Below are 19,203 nucleotides of genomic sequence, written 5' to 3' on the forward strand. Positions count from 1 at the left end.
CCTATACATGCAGTCCTAGAATTAGTACAGGCCTGTTCTATTTGCGATGAGCCTATACATGCAGTCCTAGAATTAGTACACGCCTGTTCTATTTGTAACGAGCCTATACATATGGGCCCAGAATTAGTACAGGCCTGTACTAATTTAAAAAGGGACTCATACATGAGTCCCTTGCAATTTATTATATTGTTGGTAAGAGGCCTAGCAAATATACCTTAAATATATCTCCTTCATGTACCTCATGTACGCCTTTAGGAATGCAGGCTAAGGCATTAACGGTATATAATCCAAGCATGCTGCTACTGTTAAAGTGACGATTTGCCACAAAACGAGGTTGTCCATCACCAAATATGACCTTGCCTTGCACGTAGCGATCAAAGGCATTACGTTTAGATAGATCACAATCCATTACACAATTAAGTACTGGGGTGGACCAATTTTTAATACCTTTATATCTACGCAAGGTAGGAACCACTAATAGGTGCCAACCATTAAAGGCTGCACCGGGATTTCCCGATAAACCAAAGATAAGTTGACCTTTAGGCGTAACGGCCCCATAGGAGGCTGCACCGGGACGCATTTGGATACGACCGTATAAGGTTTTAGCTCCTAACTTTTCATATATAAGAGGCATTGTATCAAACATACCTACAGATACTCCGCCTGAGCTGATGATAATATCTGCTTGTTCACTGAGTTCAAGAACGCGTTCAATTTCTGCGTATAGTCTATCCGGTGCATCACTCACATGATAATGGGTAACGCGCCGAAAACCTAAATCAGCAAGTAAACTACAAATCATCATGCGATTTGAATTGTAAATTTTTCCTGCACTTAAGGGTTCGCCCGGCTCAATAACTTCATGGCCTGATGTAAGAACCAGTATACGTGGCATCGCATACACAGACACATCGATGCAACCAAGGCCGATCAAAATTGTCTGCACCGTAGAGGTTATTTCTGTGCCTTTTGGTATGACAACGGTCCCTGCGGAACATTCTTCACCACGAGGGATAATATGGCTACCCTTTTGTTGCGTACCTTGTAAAGTAATTGTAGCCCCTACTTCGCCAGTACCTTTCACCTGTTCTTGCATAATAACTGTATCACAAGTACTTGGTACAGGAGCACCTGTCATGATACGTACGGCATGACCAGTAGTTACAGGCTTATCCCACACGACACCAGCGCCGATGATACCATCGACGATATAGGTATCACAATTAGGATCATATGCTAAGGCATACCCATCCATTGCGGATTTATGAAAAGCGGGCACATCGGTAGGTGCCAAAACATCTTCGGCTAACACACATCCTTTTGCGTCGTCAACGGCAATGGATTCGATGCTATGATGTTGTTCTCGTAAAGCCTCATTCCACAAATGAAGCGCTTCATCAACAGTAACGGCTATCATCTAAATTCCTCATCATACTTTGTATTCGACATACCAACGCTGGTAAACATTGATCTAATTCAGTAACCTCTATGGTCCCTACGCGTTCTATATCACTAGATATAAGTGATTCTGTATACCCCTCTCTGGTTACCTCTACAATCGGAAATATCCCTTGAGATCTCGTTTCTAGTATAGCAATATCTACAGGTAATTGCTGTACCAAATCGTACAGATTAGATTGCTTTTCGGTGCGAATTCGTATGGCCGTTTCCGTTGGGCCTGCAATGGCTACGGCCGTGGCGCCTGCATTCATAGCGAGATCTGTATCGGTTCCTTCATAGTCCATGTGAAAGCCATGTTTATCGCTTTTTACAACGCCTACAGAGAAACCAATTTCTTCTAATTCCTTCACGAGTCGTGTTACCACCGTAGTTTTACCAGTCTTACGTTTTTCGGCAACTACGCTGATAAGTGGAACATGACGATTTGCATTAACAGCCTCTGCGCGGGCCCACTTATAATCCTCTATATGATTAACATTACGTAAATGATGACCGTAATCACCTGCATCAATGGTTACCACAGGTCCTACAATATCTAATGCATGCTGCAAAGATACATCCTCTCCTGCTAAAGTGGTTTGCAATAATGGAGCAATGGATGGCTTATATATCCCCGCCATAGGCTCATAACGTCCACTTTCACCAACAGGCACAATAACACGCCAGTCATCGCCCTCTACTTGGTAGAGCCAATCGTAATATAAATTAAAATTCATAAACGGCATATCTACAGCTAACACCGCATAAGCATGACTCTTGCCTACGGCCAATGTGCTATATAATCCGCCTAATGGACCACTTCGAGGAACAGAATCCCGAACGATAGAAACTTTTTCTTTCTCTTTATTCGACAATGTGTCGATAATGTTAGCCTGAATGGCTTGGCCTAGACTTTCATCGTCACCGATAGAAATGAGAATGTCATTAGCATCATGTTCTAATGCATTGCGCAACGCATGAGAAATGAGACTTTCACCATTCGTCCAAGGCAATAAAGCCTTAGGATATCCCATGCGTGAACTTAGGCCACCGGCCAAAATAATTACGCCTAAATTAAGCACCGCGTTTCAACCCTCTTTTTACCCCTTGGTAAATAAACAACAACACAACAATATTAAGAATTCCATCCGGCACCATATAAGATGCATTATAAATCATAGAGTAGATCCATGGATTTTGACCTTGCGGTGCATAGCTAGCAAATACAACAGCACCACTTGTTACGGACGCAAACCAACGAAGCGCAATAGCAACAATAGATCCGCTAACAAGACCTGTCATATTGTCCTTGAAATACCCGCACACACCAATAACACCGTAAGCAACAAGATAGTCTAGGATGATGCTTAGATAATGGATAGATGATTTAAAACCGAGCAAGAAATGAAGTATGCCATATACAACGCCAGCCAAAATACCGCGTGCACCACCCCAGCGATATGCAAAAATCATGAGAGGTACCATGGATGCGGCCTTAATGGAACCGCCTTGTGGCATATGAAAAAGTGTAATAAAAGATAATACTTGTGCAATAGCAATAGCTACACCAGCTTCTGCTATCATGCGTGTCTTGGAATGCTCCATTAAAATAACCTCCTATTAATATAATGTGTATATAATGGGCTGAACATAGAGAAAATGTAAGAGTATAATACATTTGTGACAAGTGAATAAAAAATGAGAAGGAACTCTGTTATAATGAAGTTGCTTAATCCAAACATTACAACAAAAGGAGTTCCTTCTCATGCATTCTATTATAACTGAAGAATTAAGATTTCGTAAACGAGTATGTGAATATGCTATAAAGTATGGAAATAATGCTGAAGCTGCACGTCGCTATCATACTAGTAGACAACAAGTACAACGTTGGGTGAAGCGTTTCGACGGGACTATTGATTCACTTCGATTGTATAGTCGTAAACCACATTCTCATCCTAATCAACACACTGAGGAAGAACTAGCACTTATCAAGCGTATGCATTCTAAGTTTAAACATGAAGGGCTGTCTCAAGTATATGTTGAGGCAAAAAAGCGTGGTTATAAACGCTCATATGGCTCTATGTGCCGACAAATCAGGTGTCATATTAAAGAGAAAAAGGTTGTTAAATCTGTTCCTAAAAGCAAGTGGAAACCGGATATAATAACATATCCAGGAGAAAAGGTTCAGATTGATATAAAATACGTACCTCGCGAGAGTTTAGCCTTTTCAACACAAGGAAAATCTTACTATCAACTTACAGCTATTGATGAGTTTTCTAGAAAGAGAATTCTAAAAATTATAGATGAAAAAAGTGTTACTAATACAAGTCGCTTCTTATTAAATTTAGAAGCCAAAATGGGATTTCCTATTCATACAATACAAACAGATAATGGTCGTGAATTTACAAACTATGGAGTAAAAGATCGAGAGTGTTTATTTGATATTGTATTAAAAAGATTAGGAATAGAGCATAAAACGACAAGACCATTTTCTCCGTGGCAGAATGGAAAGGTAGAGCGCAGTCATCGAATTGATAGTGAAAGATTTTATTCTCGTAAGTTTAATAGTATGGAGAGTTTTCTAAAAGCACATAGTCGATATGCTAATAGATATAATAACATTGCACAAAAAGTCTTAAACTTTAAATCACCAAACCAAGTTATAACAGAGTACTTTATGAATCAAAAGGCATAAGTATTTGTCACAAATGTTTGATTACTCTAGATATAATGGGCTGAACATAGAGAAAATGTACAGACAAGCTACCTATAAAATTGTATAATAACTATATGAGTGTTTTTAATATTCGGAATGTATTGAAAATTGAAAACAAATTCAGTATAATGGTACAGGTTCAATTTATTATACCTCAAAGGAGATATAGAAACTATGATTAATACAACTAACATCTTCGATTATGAAGACGTACAACTGATTCCTAATAAATGTATCGTAAACAGCCGTAGCGAATGTGATACTCATGTTAAACTAGGTAATCGTACATTTAACTTGCCTGTAGTTCCTGCAAACATGCAAACTATCATCGATGAAGAGTTAGCTGAAAAACTAGCAGAAAAAGGCTATTTCTATATCATGCATCGTTTCCAACCTGAACGCCGTCTTGACTTTGTAAAACGCATGCAAGAAAAAAACTTATATTCTTCTATTTCCATCGGCGTAAAAGAAGAAGAATTCGCATTAGTTGATGAATTAGCAAAAGCTAACCTTATTCCTGATTATATCACAATCGATATCGCACATGGTCACTCTAATGCTGTTATCGACATGATTCAATACATTAAAAAGAATTTACCAACAACATTTGTTATTGCTGGTAACGTAGGTACTCCTGAAGCAGTTCGTGAACTTGAAAATGCTGGTGCTGATGCTACAAAAGTAGGTATCGGCCCTGGTAAGGTTTGTATCACAAAATTAAAAACTGGCTTTGGTACTGGCGGTTGGCAATTAGCGGCTGTACGTTGGTGTGCAAAAGCAGCTACAAAACCTATCATCGCTGACGGCGGCATTCGCGATCACGGCGACATCGCTAAATCCATTCGCTTTGGCGCTACTATGGTTATGATTGGTTCCCTATTTGCTGGTCACCAAGAATCTCCAGGGGAAGAAAAAATTGTTGACGGCCAAGCTGTAAAAGAATACTTCGGTTCCGCTTCTGAGTTCCAAAAAGGGGAACGTAAAAACGTAGAAGGCAAAAAAATCTTCATTCCTTCCAAAGGCTCTATCTTCGATACATTAATCGAAATGGAACAAGATTTACAATCCGCTATCTCCTACGCTGGTGGTACAACACTACAAGCTATCCGCAAAGTAGACTACGTTCTTGTTAAAAACTCCATCTTTAACGGCGACCGCTAATCGGTTACTAACATACCAAGAGGGGCTACGATTCATACGAATCGTAGCCCCTCTTCTTTTTATTTGCAGCATTTAAACGAAGAAACTATTCTTCTACGCCACAATTTTTATTCATTAAATAATATGCATATTTACCGATGCCAGCACTGATAACAAGCAATACAGTCAAGACGACGAATGCAATGGTAAGACTCGTACCATGAGCAATGAATCCAATCAATGCAGGTCCCATCAAAATCCCCATATAACCGAGCATGGTAGATGTAGCCACTGCTTGTGTCATAGGAATTACATTTTGTTCCCCCATCGCAGAGAATAAATTTGGCACAACCATGGCTAATGAGATACCTAATAATAAGTACGTATACATAGACGCATGGCCAGGTAGGAATACGATGAGTGCCATTGCAATAGCACCTAGTAGATAACCACCTACAACAACTTGTTTAGATGTTACATGTTTACCAATTGTATTACCAAGAAGGCGACCAATACACATAGTCCCATTAAACAGCATAACGCCCATTACGGCTTCTTGAATAACAATGCCTTTATCTTCAAATAAGTAAAGTGCACTCCAGTCCCCTACAGCCCCCTCTACCAAATAGGATACAAAGGACAATAGACCAAAAATGATGGCAATTGGATGAAATGATAACGGACTTTTAGACTTCTTCATAACCTTTGCATTTGGATCACGACCAAAGGTTAACATAAATTGACTAACCGCGATCATCGCAATAAAGAGTATGATAAGAAGCCCCCAAATACTTTCATTAACAGGTAAAGATAAGATTTTTAAGAGAACAAGCAATACACCGGCACCTGCAAAGCCACCTAAGCTCCACCCACCGTGATAAGCACCCATTAAATGCTTTTTACTTACCTTTTCCGTTAAAATAGCTTGCAAATTAGCAGAAGCACCACTAAGGCCTACGCCAATGCCAAAGAAAAATAATGCTATTGTGGTTGTCACAATTGTAGAACACATGGTAACAATAGCCAGAGACAACATGCCGATAAAACTAGCTAATAAAACGACTCGCTTACAGCCAAAGCTTTCTACAAGTTTACCAGCTATAGCCATGGATAAACAAGAACCTACACCGAGCAACAAAATCATGGAACCTAATACATCCTCACCGATGCTTAGTTTCGCTTTTAAATATGGCACAAATCCGGCCCATAAGGCAGTGTACATACCAGGGATAAAAAATGCACCAAATGCACCACGAATATTAGATTTTGAAACAGAAACTTGTTCGCTCATCATGTCCTTTCTGGTTTCTAGAACCGTTCGGCGAAGAAAGGCCCTTTTGTATCCGCTAGACCGCGATAACATGCGTTTCTAGGGGAAACCATTTTAACTACAAGAAAATTATATTGAGAATATAGTAACCCTCTTTACACATAATGTAAAGAGGGTTCTTAAAATTTAAATTTAAATTAAAAACGTAAGGCCCATAGCGATAAAAATAGCAGGTAATAAATTAGCTAAACGAATCTTATTAGGCCAAATCATATTAATGCCTACACAGAAAATTAAGATGGATCCTACATAGGATAAATTGTCGATAGCCTGCTGTGTCATAAGTGGCGCCGCAACATGCGCTAAGGCCGTGATCAACCACTGCGTGATACCTACAGGAATGAAGGAAAATAATGCGCCCTTCCCCATAGATGAGGTCATAACCATAACGATAACACCATCAAGAATTCCTTTGAGTAGCAAGGTTTGGTAATCTCCTGTCAATCCATCTTGAATGGAACCGAGCACGCCCATTGCACCAACAGTAAACGTAAGTGATGCAGTGATAAACGCTTGCGTAAACTTAGGGTCCCCGGTATTACCGGTTTTATCTTTCACCAAGTCACCAAAGACCGTAATCCATCGGTCTAAATCAATGATTTCACCAATCACAGCACCAACTACCATGCTGATAATCATCAACAAAGGTCCAGTAGTTTGCAAGGAACCATTAACGATAACCAGCATAAATTGCATGGCCCCGCTCATCCCTAGTAACAGCACGATGATACCACATACTACCATAAGGGTTTGTTTTAAATTATCCTTCATAAATCGGCCGCACGTGAGCCCAATAATACTACCACCGATAATGAGCCCCATGTTGATGGCCGTTCCTAACCCAATCATACTTGTATCCTTTTCCTTATTTCTGAAAGTTATTATGAAAGTAGTATATCAACTACATCGATAACAATCAATATAAAATATCACAAAAAAACCGTATCTATGTTTCAGTAGATACGGTTCTATTTATATTAATCATCTATGGTCATATAAACCACAGGATTAGCCTCATTGATTTCATTAAAACAAGGGCAATCCTTACCGTGATCGTTGATGAGACCACTAGCTTGTAAATGGGAATAGATGGTCACAGGTCCTACAAATTTGAACCCTCGTTTCTTAAGGTCTTTGCTAATGCGCGTAGACAATTCATTTTGAGCAGGCACCCTTCCCTCAGAATGGCCTTCATAAATAAGAGTCTTATGATTGGTGAAAGCCCATATATATTCGCAAAAGGATCCAAATTCGTCTTGAATGCGTTGGAACGCCTGTGCATTATTGATGATGGCCTCAATCTTCTTGCGGGATTTTAACATTCCCTCTGTACTCATAATACGCTCTATATCTGTTTCCGTATATTTAGCTACTACATCAACATCAAAATAGTCAAAGCACTGACGTATAATGTCTCGTTTATTTAAAATCGTGAGCCAACTCAGACCGCATTGTAGGCTCTCCAAACATAAATGTTCAAATTGATGTTGGTCATCATGAATAGGACGCCCCCATTCATAATCATGATACGCCTGATACAGTGGCGTTGTGGGCCAGGAACAAGTGACTTTCATGAAGGCTCCTTTCTATGCTACAACTAGCCTGTTACTAGAAATCGCGCTATACATACAATAATACCCATGCTCACTAGATTTGTAAAGAATACCATACGTCGTATTCACCGCCCCTAATATGTAACTCATCTATTAATAATTTAAATGTTTTTAAAATAAAATTGTAGAAATTCATTTACAATTCACGAAAAATGTTATATTATTTTAAATATATTTTAAATGTGTCTGACACAAAGTCTTTATAAAGCGAGTATATATCTATCTTTCATTATATAAGAGAGTATTAAATCAACCGATAGCTATATATTCATTTATGAAGAGTCTTTCACAATATAAAAATAAATTACAAATTAAGTAATATAGTTGAGGTGTAAGAGAATGAGAGCGAGAAATAAGATGTTATTGTCCGCTGTAATGATGACTATGTTATCATCTACAGTGGCCCTCCCTAGCACGTGGGCGGCAGCAGGCCTTGGTTCTAATGGCAATGTATTTGCAGTAGGTTCTGAAAGTAAATTTGAAAGCACTGGCAATACGACGGCAACAGGTGTCATTGCATCAAACGGTGGTCAAGTGACTATTGCATCCTTGGATACGCCTGATCAAAACCAATTGCCTAAGCGCCATCGCCAACCAGCTTTCATTACAGGCATGCTAGATAATAGTTCCATTCAAGTGGATGGCGGGGTTATGAACGTGAATACGGCCCCATGGGACGCACCCTATCCATTAGCATTTGCCTATAACAGTAAAATTAATCTTGGTATCGATGATTCAGGTACTGTAAAACATAAAGTATTTAATATGCAAGGTAATATACTTGTATCTGATAAAACGATGCCTCCATACCAACAACAGCAACCATCCGTGATTAATATTGGCCTCGGCCGTGCGCACAATAGCCCTAATCAATTTACCGGCAAGGCTGTGAACACATTAGAGGATAAGGGTGGCGAAATCAACATGACCTTTGATGGTGGCATGTGGAGCCACGATAACATGGGTGGCTTGGAGGCATTCCAAATTAAAGGCAACGAAGCGCGCAGCAGTATCAATACACTCAAAGGCACTCGTACACGTGAAGGATTCAGCCGTATTTCTCAAGATTCTCGTAGCGACATCCACGTTAATAATTTAGACGGCCACATCAATGTCATTTACGATATGAGCGCTGGTACTGGTTTGAACTTCTCTAAACCAGCCGCTCAAAAAACAGGCCTTGATGCATCTGACATCGAAGGCGGTAACTTCATCGTAAAATCCGCTACAACAGGGTCTGGTGTACATGGCTATGTAACAGGCGATCATCTCGATACGTCCTCTGAAAGCAATGTAAACAAGATTCTAGATAACTTGGCGCATAAATTCTATTACGAAAATTATATGAATGGTGAAAGGAACCTTTCTGGTACTGTATCCATCGCTTCTAATGGCATCGTGTCAAGCTTCCAAAAAGCGTTAACTACAGACCAAAAAGAAGGTGCTATTACATGGCAAAACGGTAATGGTCAAGGTTCCTATTCGGCTCCTACTCCAACGCCTACGCCAGCTCCAACACCAGTAACTCCTGTTACTCCGGCACCTAGCCCTGTTACTCCAGTTACGCCAACACCTTCTCCTGTTACTCCGGTAACTCCAGCGCCTAGCCCTGTGACACCTGTCACACCTGTAACTCCCGTTACCCCTGTGACACCTGTTACTCCGGCTCCTACTCCTGTAACTCCGGTTACGCCTGTTACTCCAGCACCTACTCCTGTAACACCAAGTCCTGTAGTAACGCCTGGCGCTTATGATACACCACAAATGCGCGGCATTCGTTCTGCTGTAGTTGGTACTATCAACGCATGGCGTACAATGACGAGCGATATGAATCGTGCTAACCAATTACAACAAGGTTCCCCAACAGGTATTTGGGCTCGTATTGGTGGCGGTCGATATAATTATGCTAATGACGGTATCAATACAGCTACTGATTACACAAGCATCCAAGGCGGTTATGATACTAAAACTAGCCGTGACTGGACCGTAGGCGGTCAAGTTTCTTACCTACGCGGTTCTGAAGATTATGTATTCAATGGTTCTAGCAAGGTAAAATCCTATGCTGTTGGCGCTTATGGATTGAAAGACCTTGGTAAGGATCAATACGTACATGTAGAATCTCAAGTAGGTCGTATCTCTAATGAATTTACAGCGCGTAATGAACTCGGCCAAGCTAAATCTGGCGATGTAAAATCTAATGCGTATAGCATCGGCGTTCGCTACGGCAAAACTATAAAATCTGCTAATGGTTTCTATGTAGAACCACAAGCACAATTGAACTATACACACTTCGGTGGTCGTGACTTTACAGCAGGCAATGTTTCCGTTAACCAAGCTGGTGTAAACAGCACATCCGGCAAACTCGGCCTGGAAGTAGGCAAACAATTTGGCAATGGTAACCTATATACACGCTTTGCTGCAGGTCATGCTTTCACAGGCAATGTAAAAACTACCTATGCTAGCGGTAATGCGGTAAAATTGACAGAACAAGACCTCAAAGGCACTTGGACTGAACTCGCATTCGGTGGCCGTTATGGTTTCAATACGAACAACAGTGTATATGCGGACATTACTACCGGTCTATCTGGTGATTACCAAGCTGACTGGGGTGTAAACGCTGGATTTACTCATAAATTCTAATTTATATTACATACCGTTATATACGGCCATATAGTTGTACAACCATAGATATCTCCCCTGTATATCCCTTGCATATCTATGAGAGACGCATCCTAATATATTTCCCCTTTTTATGCAATACTACTTCCCATAGGATGCTACTTCCCCCCTCTTATCGTAAGCTGTATGGCCTTATATACATACATTTAGATTCCGTCTAAATGTTTACTAACTTTCTTACTACAATGCAAAACGCCCTCTTCATGAGCAACCTTAGATAGTTGCTGTGAAGGGGGCGTTTTGTTTTGCTAATAGTCATTTTATTAAGAAATATTAGATTACTATGTAAAATGTATACCTATAGCTCTATTTTACGATATAATATATATAATTATTAATTCTTAACATAAAGGAGGTGATGCTATGTGCAGATATATCCTAATGCATAAAAATATTCCTGTGTTAACAGCAATATTAGATGATACTTTAACAGTAACAAAGGTTACTGAAATAATAAATCCAGACCGCAAACCATTGAATATGATGGTCATGGACAATCAAGAAATCGCACTTAATGATTTTTTAAAGCATCGTGCGATTCCCGGTTCGCGACCTAATTTAGAAGATTTACTAGAGGCCTATCACGCATCAGATGCATTAGAATTTTCATTAAAATCATATCAACTTAATCTATCTGACCACTATTGGATGAAACCAATACACTCTAATTTAGATTGGGATACTATCAATTTTTATGACCATCCTATAATTGACACGCCTTTATTCTTATCTGATTCCGACGATATCGATATCGATTTAATTACACCGAATTCATCTGTAAATGGTTCTCTTCGTCAGATGTGGGTGCAACAAAAAAAAGGTATTCGCCTATTAAAAGCTGGAAACTTCCTCAATCAACAACCATTTAATGAAGTATTTGTGTCAAAATTATGCAAAGAACTAAACTTTTACCATGTACCATATGAATTAGAAACAATCGCATCTGGTGAAATCGTGTCATCTTGCCCACTATTTACGAGCGGAGACATTGAATACATCCCTGCCTGGCACATAGCAGCGCCACTTAAACGACGCGATAATAAATACCAAGTGTTCTTAGATGAGTGTACACATTTTTCAATTCCAAATGTGAAAGCCCATTTAGATGCGACACTTGCTTTGGACTATCTAACATTAAATGACGACCGTCACTACGGTAACTTTGGATTCTTACGGAATTCTACAACACTTGAATTCCTTGGCATGGCCCCGATCTTCGATAATGGCAATACCCTATGGTACAACGAAATGACGATTAATCCACATAGACCATTCCATACGTATCCATCATTACCGTTTAAATCGAAACATGATAAGCAAATAAAGTATGTAACAACACCACTAACAATTCCGCAGTCATTGTCTAAAATAGCAATGGAATTGATGGATTCCATATATGCAAAAAATTCAAATATTACGGAAGATCGCCTTACTATGATGAAAACATTATTTGCTGAGCGATTAGACATGCTAAATGCATATCTAACGAAATTAAAGTAATATAAAATTTAACAGAATAAATTCAATATCAGAATAAAAGTAGCATTACTAACGTATAGACATAGATGGCATATGCCAGGTGCCCTATATTATGTATAGTAATGCTACTTTTTTATTGTAAATTACATCATAATCGAAACCTAGTCAAAGATCAGGAGATATATAGAATAAATTTTGGAAAATGATATTTCAGGAATCCTTATATTCAAATAAAGCCTTATAGTAAGCCTAATAATTTTAACAAAGCTAAATAGTTTCTGTCCCCATTAGGGGATTATTTAATTTAACATTCTTATTGCTGGTTCAGTAGGTTCTGTTGAACTAGAAAAAATGTTTCCGTCCCCATCAGGGGATTATTTAATTTAACCTTCTATATATTACCGACACATATTACTGCCGTTACACATTCAAGTTTCCGTCCCCATCAGGGGATTATTTAATTTAACATTATATTCGTGATATTGTCGAATTGGTAGAGGGTGCATAATGGAGTTTCCGTCCCCATCAGGGGATTATTTAATTTAACATTATATTCGTGATATTGTCGAATTGGTAGAGGGTGCATAATGGAGTTTCCGTCCCCATCAGGGGATTATTTAATTTAACATTATATTCGTGATATTGTCGAATTGGTAGAGGGTGCATAATGGAGTTTCCGTCCCCATCAGGGGATTATTTAATTTAACGTTGCAAGAAAAGCGTTACGTTTTAATTGGGGGTGACACAATTGGGTTTCCGTCCCCATCAGGGGATTATTTAATTTAACGTAGACATGGATGGTTGTCAGAGTGGTTTATTGAGTTTCTTTGGTTTCCGTCCCCATCAGGGGATTATTTAATTTAACTTAGTAAAAACGAACAAGTTTTCAAATGGAACAAAGATGAAATGTTTCCGTCCCCATCAGGGGATTATTTAATTTAACTCTGTATCTGAAACAGTAGATGTTATCTAGCCATAAATCACCATTAACGGCGGAGATCATAAGTCGACCTCAAACAGCACTTTAGAACGCTAAAATAACACCTATAAACCGCACCACTATCACAACGGCGGAAATTTTATTTCACAAGGTTATAATCTAGATATATTATAGCATAAATAAACAAAGAAATTGCAATAGTAGAATTATCAAGGATATCAAATTAAAGATAGATAACTAATAAAAACAGATGATTCTACCATTGCTCAGTAAATAACATCTCTAATAAATACATTAATTTTCATTACAATATAATACAATCTTGCTCTTTTCGTTCTCCAATTCCCCATGTATAGATATTAATTATATCGTCAAGTATATATACACGTAGGGAATCTTCTACGGGATTGATAATTCGACTGGCACGCCGCATCATAGCATCATATTGCTTTCTATTTAGTAGTGCCTCAAATGCTGATTTTTGAACACGCACGCCATAACGCTCTAAACATTTTACTAAACGATTACGCGTTTTATTATCTACTACATCATAAATGACTAATACTATAAACTTTTTCATATCAGTGAATCTCCAAAGGTGTATACAAATCTACGTCTTCGTGCATAATGGCACTAGCAAATTGCTTACACTGCTTATAGATTGATTCCCTATAACTTTTACGATCCTCAATATATTGATTTTCAGAACGAATTTTCTTATTATACGCGGTCAAAAGTCCTTTTCTACCTTCTGGAGTCATATAACAACCTTTATCTGAGTTATCAAAATCAGATAGGTCCACCATGTTACGACTCACCATAGAAAGAACTAAAGAATCTATAATAGGAGCTCTCCATTCCTCGATCAAATCTGATGCAAGTGCAGGGTGCCCCTTGCCAAGGCTATGCATAACACCAACAAAAGGATGTAAGCCCGCATTAATTAAACCTGCTAGAATTTCATTAAATAGCATGCTGTATCCTAAGCCTAGCATGGCGTTAAAATCATCTCGCGGAGGTTGTTTAGATCGCTTAGTAAAAGAAAATGTAGGCGGAACAATTTTTCCGAGAGCCTCAAAGTACAATCGACTAATTATACCTTCATAACCCATGAGTTCAGAAATACGAACACATTCACCAATGTGACTACGAACGGATTTAATATTATCAATCTGTGTATCTATATTTATGTCTACATCTAAATTACGAGCATACCGACGCAATATAGTTAGCTGATTACGAACCTTTGCACGAATAATTTTACGTGACATTGCCAGTCTAAACTCATGATTATCTAATAAATCAAATTGTTTCTTGTGTTTATTAATATCAATAGTATTTGTATTAATTAAGGTACCAAAATACTTACCATATCCAGATAACCAAGTTATAGGTACACCACGTTCAATAAAATCAGTAATGAGTGAACTAGATATAGATACTGTATCAAAAACTGTAATATCTTCAATACGTTCTAATGGAACTTCAAATAGAATTTCATTATTACGGCCTACTACAACATGACCGCCTTGTCGTTTAATAAATGAACCTGCTTCTGTAACATATAAGGATGACATAATATCGCCTCCTTTACGCTAGTATATCTATTGTATTTGTTCTAACACATATTGATTAATAACATCATATATAAGTTTATTCTGTTTTGCTTGTCCAGTAATAATAAAGAATACGCCTTTAATCTGATGTAAGAAAGATTGTAATGATTGAATTTCAGCAGCCTTACAAATATCTTGTTCAGTAAAGACAACAACCTCATGAGCCATTTTATTACGAATTTTTTGCTCAATTCTACGTATCTCTTTTAACTGCTTCAATAATAAGCTATCAACTATATCCTGCTCTTCTAGCATATGTAACATGTGATAAAAGGATAGCTGAAGTTCTTGTAGAAAAGGAGTATGAGTGTTAGCCTTCCATGATTTATATAGTTTAGGATATTGCTTTTCAAATGCTACCATATCAAGGCGTATTCCCTTGGATGTTTTTTTCTCAATTTGACGCCAGTTTACATGGATCTCTTTAGTAAAATAATAACGCATTAACTCATACATAAATGGAGTGGTTTTTAAAATAAAGTCCTCAATTTGCCCTTGTTTTAACCGCACTTCCATAAGCATTAAAAACTCATGTAATTTACGCACTTCCTTATTAGCAAATAAAGAGGACAAGGATATAGCTCCCACTTTACGAGACTTTTGTAAAGCACCATCATAGTCTAAGCCCAAACGTAATTGAGCATGTTCTAATAATGGTAATACATCATTAGCAACACCATCTTCAAAGCTTCTTTTATAACTATGATAAGCGCTTATAGCCTCTTTATATTTATAGCTAGCAATAAGAGTATGAAGGGATTGCTTAATATTATTCCGTTTAATATATCCCATTTTAGGCTCATGGCATCGGTTTTCACTGTCGTCTTGATCATCAAAGTTATTTTCAATAACAATTTCAATATTTTCGTCATCGTTTACGGCAGGCTCAGAGCGATTAGAACCACGTTGAGGACTATCAACTTGAATGCCTCGTACCGCATCATGTTCTACACTAAGATAAGACATAATCAACTTCATTTGAGGTGTTCCAGAGCTTAAGTTAATTAATATCTCTGCATCAGGGTAGTTTGAAAGCATTTCATAGAAATGGTCAACAAACGATTGTAAAGTGTCGATACGGTGTACGTCTTCAAGGCCTGTATGTATAAGCGTAATATCTAAGTCAGCTTTCACATGTTTTAAAGCTTTGGTAAATCTATGATTAGCAGCTTCCTTTTTCTCCATATCCTTACTCAATACTAGAATTGCTATATCAGGATTATAATGCCTCACAATATGAAGCATGCCCCCATCATAGCACCCGCGAATAGGATCTGTATCCCCTACAGGGGTATAAAGAATTCTCATTGTACTACCTCACTTTGTACGCCACCCATTCCTAATGCAGTCTTAATACCGAGCCCTGTGAATTGGCTATAATAGGTTAATAAAGATAGGATACGTTGCATCACAAGGTTCCGCTTAAATTGCATAACAATCTCTCCACGGAAACCACGAATTTTAACCCCTTCTAATCCATACATGCCCATACGCAAATTATAATCACGGATGAAAGTCGCTGATTCAAGTGCCGCTAATAAATCATCGGAATCCATCATTTCAAACGTTGTAAATTGGTTCCATTGACGTAGCAAGTACCGATAAATACGGAACGCTTCAGGGAAAATCGTATACTGTTGGTCTACCTTAAAGCTTGTTGTTGTCACACACCGCAATTTAGCCTGCGTGTATTCCACTTCACCACTCCAAAACTTAGCCATTAAATCTTCATATGAGGTTTCCTCTAAGATAGTTCTATTTTGAATATAAATATGTCCTCGCTTTTGTTTCAAAAAAATCTTTTCAGTCATATCTAATGCAGGTCGTAATATACGTTCAACAGCCTCTGCAGTTACAGCAGAAAGTCGCCAAATATATTGACCTTTTTCTTTATCAAAAAATATATATTGACTATAAGGGCGCAGGCCTGTTTCATGCAACTTACCTGCGTATTCTGTTCCTATTATCTCCATTAGCACACCATGCAATAAGCTGCCTATAGACTGCACAACTTTAATCGATGGATCTGCTGTTATTTCTAACTCTATGGCCATAATTTCTACATTATCTGCCAATATGAATGCCCCCCATCTCATAATAATGACCATTCCACTTTACTAATTTGATTGCACGAGGTGCCATAAAATGATCCTTGCTAGCATGCTTAGCCTTTTGGAAATTAACATCTAAAATAGCTTTAATAATATCAATTCCTGTTTTTTCGTCATCTATAAAAGCAGCCATAATAATAGTTTTTTGAACAAAGCCTGTATTGCTACCAATATAGGCATTAGCTGGTTCTAAAGCTTTAAAGATAGACGAACTAACTTTCTTAAATTTAGAAGATAATAACTCATGAGTAGCATCAAAATCCTCTTGTAAGATTTCTAATACTTGATTAACACTAGTAATCCCGATTTCCTTTGTTATTGCCGTATCAAGAGTTAATGTAAAGGAAAACTTCTGATTTGGTAAAATACACTCACGATGCACCGAAATAGCGTGAGTCCCATCTTCATCAACACAAGAATCCTCTTTCTTTAATATCTCTGTTTGAATCGCACCCATAGGCATAGCATCAGAAACAGAAATACCTCGGAAAGCACTAGCTAAAATACCATTAACTCTCTTTTCTGAATTCTTGAATAGTACTTGTATATTACGATCAATCAACTTATTCACTTCTCGTAATACAGAACCAAATTCACTTTTACAACGTCTCTTATCATATTGGAAATCTCTATATTTATATAAAATTTCCTTTAGCTTTTGCTGTACCGCAGCTCTAAATCTAGCATCTCTATGAAGCATATGTGAAATAATAGCACTGTCAATAACACCTTTAATAGAACTACCAGGAATATAAACTTCTCCATTTGCCCCACGAATCTGAGGGGTAATATCATTTAATGAGTTTTTACGGCCTTCATTATATATCGATGATTTCATAATTGAACCAATAGCAGGGCCTAATACATCTTTTGTTAGCTGAGTTGCTCCAATAGTATTTTTAGCCCAGTCATACATAGTTCGACCATTCGGTCTTACCATTTCATTCTGCATGTATATTTCAAACTCTGCTAATTTATTATGACGAGCTAAAAAGCGAAACCATTCATAGTTATTAAGGAGATATACTTCACCGGCATCGTAATTGTACATATAGTCTTTAGTTGTTAGTTTTTCAGGGCCACCAATATTGGTAGGACTCACAATAGTGAGTGATAATTGTGCATGATCAATACGATTACTCATAATCCACCCCAATCCATAAGCCCATACCATTACGATATACAGGATGCGGTAAACTATCCCCCGTAATAGTAAGCATTTGTCCGACTAATGCTTTTGGACAAACAGAGCCTTCTTTAATAACATAATAGGAATTACGTTTTACTTGAGTCTCACTTCCAGTAGAGCCTACAAAGCCACCACGCTTTTGTAATTTATAAGAACCTTGTTTTAAAGTAGCCACTTCATCATTAGTCGGAACACAAGCACTAATACACATCATCTGTCCGTGCTTATTATGAAGCAATGCATATAAAGCAGAATCATCTTCATAGACACCTTCAGATTCCAATTCAATTGGATCATCGGCTAATTCAAATTTCCCATAGCCGCCACTACGCTTGCCACCAAGCCCAGAAAGACCTAACATTTCAAGAATAGCTTCAAATAAATCACGACTAGAATCATCACTAAAACCAGCAATAATATATAGTCCTGTATGTGACATAAATTGATAGTTCCCCACATAATATGGTCGACTCTTCTCTCCACGCATATTTACTTGTGTCACAGCTTGCTTAGTTCCAAATATAGGCATATGTTTTTGTAAGGTATCTGCCTCTATATATTGACTAAAATTTTGTAACTGTGATGCTCGAATGTACTCAATTTTCTTTATCTTTTTTTGTTCCGTTGCTACCCGCTTGGCTTCTTCAAAACTTGTTATCGGCATCTCTTTTGAATCGATTTGCATAATAGGTGAGGGAACATATAATTGATACTCACCATTATCTATACAGTACGGAAACAAACTAGATAGCACAATATGCTGTTCTTTTACAGAGTCGATAAAAGATTGTAGTAAACCTGTATCATTGCTAATTTCATGACAGCATGCACCAAATAGTGCATCAGAGCTTAATGTAAGGGAAATAGTTTCTAAACTACCACCCTCTGAGGTATCCCCAAAATGCACTGGTGTAAGAAAACGCAGTGGATATAGATAGTAGTTCATAGTA

16 protein-coding genes and 1 CRISPR repeat array are annotated in these 19,203 nt (G+C 38.0%); of the genes, 4 read left to right on the forward strand and 12 right to left on the reverse strand.

What is annotated here, in order from left to right; genetic code table 11:
* Positions 1-181 precede the first annotated feature (181 nt).
* Genes HMPREF1477_RS03555 through thiT form a run of 3 tightly spaced genes read right to left on the reverse strand, consistent with a single transcriptional unit; the run spans position 182 to position 3,045 of the window.
* A complete protein-coding gene (locus HMPREF1477_RS03555) occupies positions 182-1,417 on the reverse strand; it encodes a molybdopterin molybdotransferase MoeA (protein ID WP_016475845.1) in 1,236 nt (411 codons plus the stop codon).
* Positions 1,398-2,522, reverse strand: a complete 1,125-nt coding sequence (locus tag HMPREF1477_RS03560; protein ID WP_016475846.1) for a molybdopterin-guanine dinucleotide biosynthesis protein MobB — start codon at positions 2,520-2,522, stop codon at positions 1,398-1,400. The genes HMPREF1477_RS03555 and HMPREF1477_RS03560 overlap by 20 nt, the downstream gene beginning before the upstream one ends.
* A complete protein-coding gene (gene thiT / locus HMPREF1477_RS03565) occupies positions 2,515-3,045 on the reverse strand; it encodes an energy-coupled thiamine transporter ThiT (protein ID WP_005380713.1) in 531 nt (176 codons plus the stop codon). The genes HMPREF1477_RS03560 and thiT overlap by 8 nt, the downstream gene beginning before the upstream one ends.
* 160 nt (positions 3,046-3,205) lie before the next feature.
* On the opposite strand from thiT, the gene HMPREF1477_RS03570 reads away from it, so the two are divergent.
* Together HMPREF1477_RS03570 and HMPREF1477_RS03575 are read left to right on the forward strand one after the other, a co-directional pair.
* Entirely contained in the window at positions 3,206-4,135 is a 930-nt protein-coding gene (locus HMPREF1477_RS03570; protein WP_016475598.1) for an IS481 family transposase, read from the forward strand.
* Positions 4,136-4,330: 195 nt separating this feature from the next.
* Positions 4,331-5,317 carry a GMP reductase gene (locus HMPREF1477_RS03575; RefSeq protein ID WP_005378610.1) on the forward strand — a complete coding sequence of 329 codons (987 nt, stop codon included), beginning with the start codon at positions 4,331-4,333 and terminating at the stop codon, positions 5,315-5,317.
* An 85-nt stretch (positions 5,318-5,402) separates the two neighbouring features.
* Here HMPREF1477_RS03575 and HMPREF1477_RS03580 read toward each other — a convergent pair whose 3' ends face one another.
* The 3 genes from HMPREF1477_RS03580 to HMPREF1477_RS03590 form a co-directional block, all read right to left on the reverse strand.
* On the reverse strand, positions 5,403-6,587 hold the full coding sequence (locus HMPREF1477_RS03580) for an MFS transporter (RefSeq protein ID WP_016475847.1): 1,185 nt from the start codon (positions 6,585-6,587) through the stop codon (positions 5,403-5,405).
* Between the two features lie 171 nt (positions 6,588-6,758).
* On the reverse strand, positions 6,759-7,475 hold the full coding sequence (locus HMPREF1477_RS03585; RefSeq protein WP_016475848.1) for a DUF554 domain-containing protein: 717 nt from the start codon (positions 7,473-7,475) through the stop codon (positions 6,759-6,761).
* 128 nt (positions 7,476-7,603) lie between these two features.
* Complete coding sequence (locus HMPREF1477_RS03590; RefSeq protein WP_016475849.1) at positions 7,604-8,200, reverse strand: DNA-3-methyladenine glycosylase I; 597 nt, start codon at positions 8,198-8,200, stop codon at positions 7,604-7,606.
* Positions 8,201-8,578: 378 nt separating this feature from the next.
* Here HMPREF1477_RS03590 and HMPREF1477_RS03595 point away from each other — a divergent pair, with 378 nt between their 5' ends.
* Positions 8,579-10,879, forward strand: coding sequence for an autotransporter outer membrane beta-barrel domain-containing protein (locus HMPREF1477_RS03595; protein WP_016475850.1), 2,301 nt, complete (start codon positions 8,579-8,581; stop codon positions 10,877-10,879).
* Between the two features lie 402 nt (positions 10,880-11,281).
* Positions 11,282-12,418 (forward strand): hypothetical protein, encoded by a 1,137-nt coding sequence (locus tag HMPREF1477_RS03600; RefSeq protein WP_016475851.1) that lies wholly within the window; start codon positions 11,282-11,284, stop codon positions 12,416-12,418.
* A gap of 253 nt (positions 12,419-12,671) precedes the next feature.
* Positions 12,672-13,340: direct repeats of the CRISPR family, unit length 35 nt; unit sequence GTTTCCGTCCCCATCAGGGGATTATTTAATTTAAC.
* A gap of 301 nt (positions 13,341-13,641) precedes the next feature.
* Here HMPREF1477_RS03600 and cas2 read toward each other — a convergent pair.
* From cas2 to csm4, 6 genes are read right to left on the reverse strand one after another with little or no spacing between them, the layout of a single operon-like run.
* Positions 13,642-13,917: a CRISPR-associated endonuclease Cas2 gene (cas2, locus tag HMPREF1477_RS03605; protein WP_016475852.1), complete on the reverse strand. Its 276-nt coding sequence runs from the start codon at positions 13,915-13,917 to the stop codon at positions 13,642-13,644.
* Position 13,918: 1 nt separating this feature from the next.
* A complete protein-coding gene (cas1, locus tag HMPREF1477_RS03610) occupies positions 13,919-14,914 on the reverse strand; it encodes a CRISPR-associated endonuclease Cas1 (RefSeq protein ID WP_016475853.1) in 996 nt (331 codons plus the stop codon).
* Between the two features lie 27 nt (positions 14,915-14,941).
* Complete coding sequence (locus tag HMPREF1477_RS03615) at positions 14,942-16,261, reverse strand: CRISPR type III-a/mtube-associated protein csm6 (protein WP_016475854.1); 1,320 nt, start codon at positions 16,259-16,261, stop codon at positions 14,942-14,944.
* The gene (gene cas6, locus HMPREF1477_RS03620; RefSeq protein WP_016475855.1) at positions 16,258-17,028 is read right to left on the reverse strand and encodes a CRISPR system precrRNA processing endoribonuclease RAMP protein Cas6; all 771 of its coding nucleotides are present in this window, start codon (positions 17,026-17,028) and stop codon (positions 16,258-16,260) included. Before cas6 ends, HMPREF1477_RS03615 begins: the two co-directional genes overlap by 4 nt.
* Positions 17,018-18,208 carry a type III-A CRISPR-associated RAMP protein Csm5 gene (gene csm5 / locus HMPREF1477_RS03625; protein WP_016475856.1) on the reverse strand — a complete coding sequence of 397 codons (1,191 nt, stop codon included), beginning with the start codon at positions 18,206-18,208 and terminating at the stop codon, positions 17,018-17,020. The genes cas6 and csm5 overlap by 11 nt, the downstream gene beginning before the upstream one ends.
* Entirely contained in the window at positions 18,201-19,199 is a 999-nt protein-coding gene (csm4, locus tag HMPREF1477_RS03630) for a type III-A CRISPR-associated RAMP protein Csm4 (RefSeq protein WP_016475857.1), read from the reverse strand. The genes csm5 and csm4 overlap by 8 nt, the downstream gene beginning before the upstream one ends.
* Positions 19,200-19,203 lie beyond the last annotated feature (4 nt).

The organism is Veillonella sp. HPA0037, assembly GCF_000411535.1.
GTDB classification, from domain to species: Bacteria; Bacillota; Negativicutes; order Veillonellales; family Veillonellaceae; genus Veillonella; species Veillonella atypica.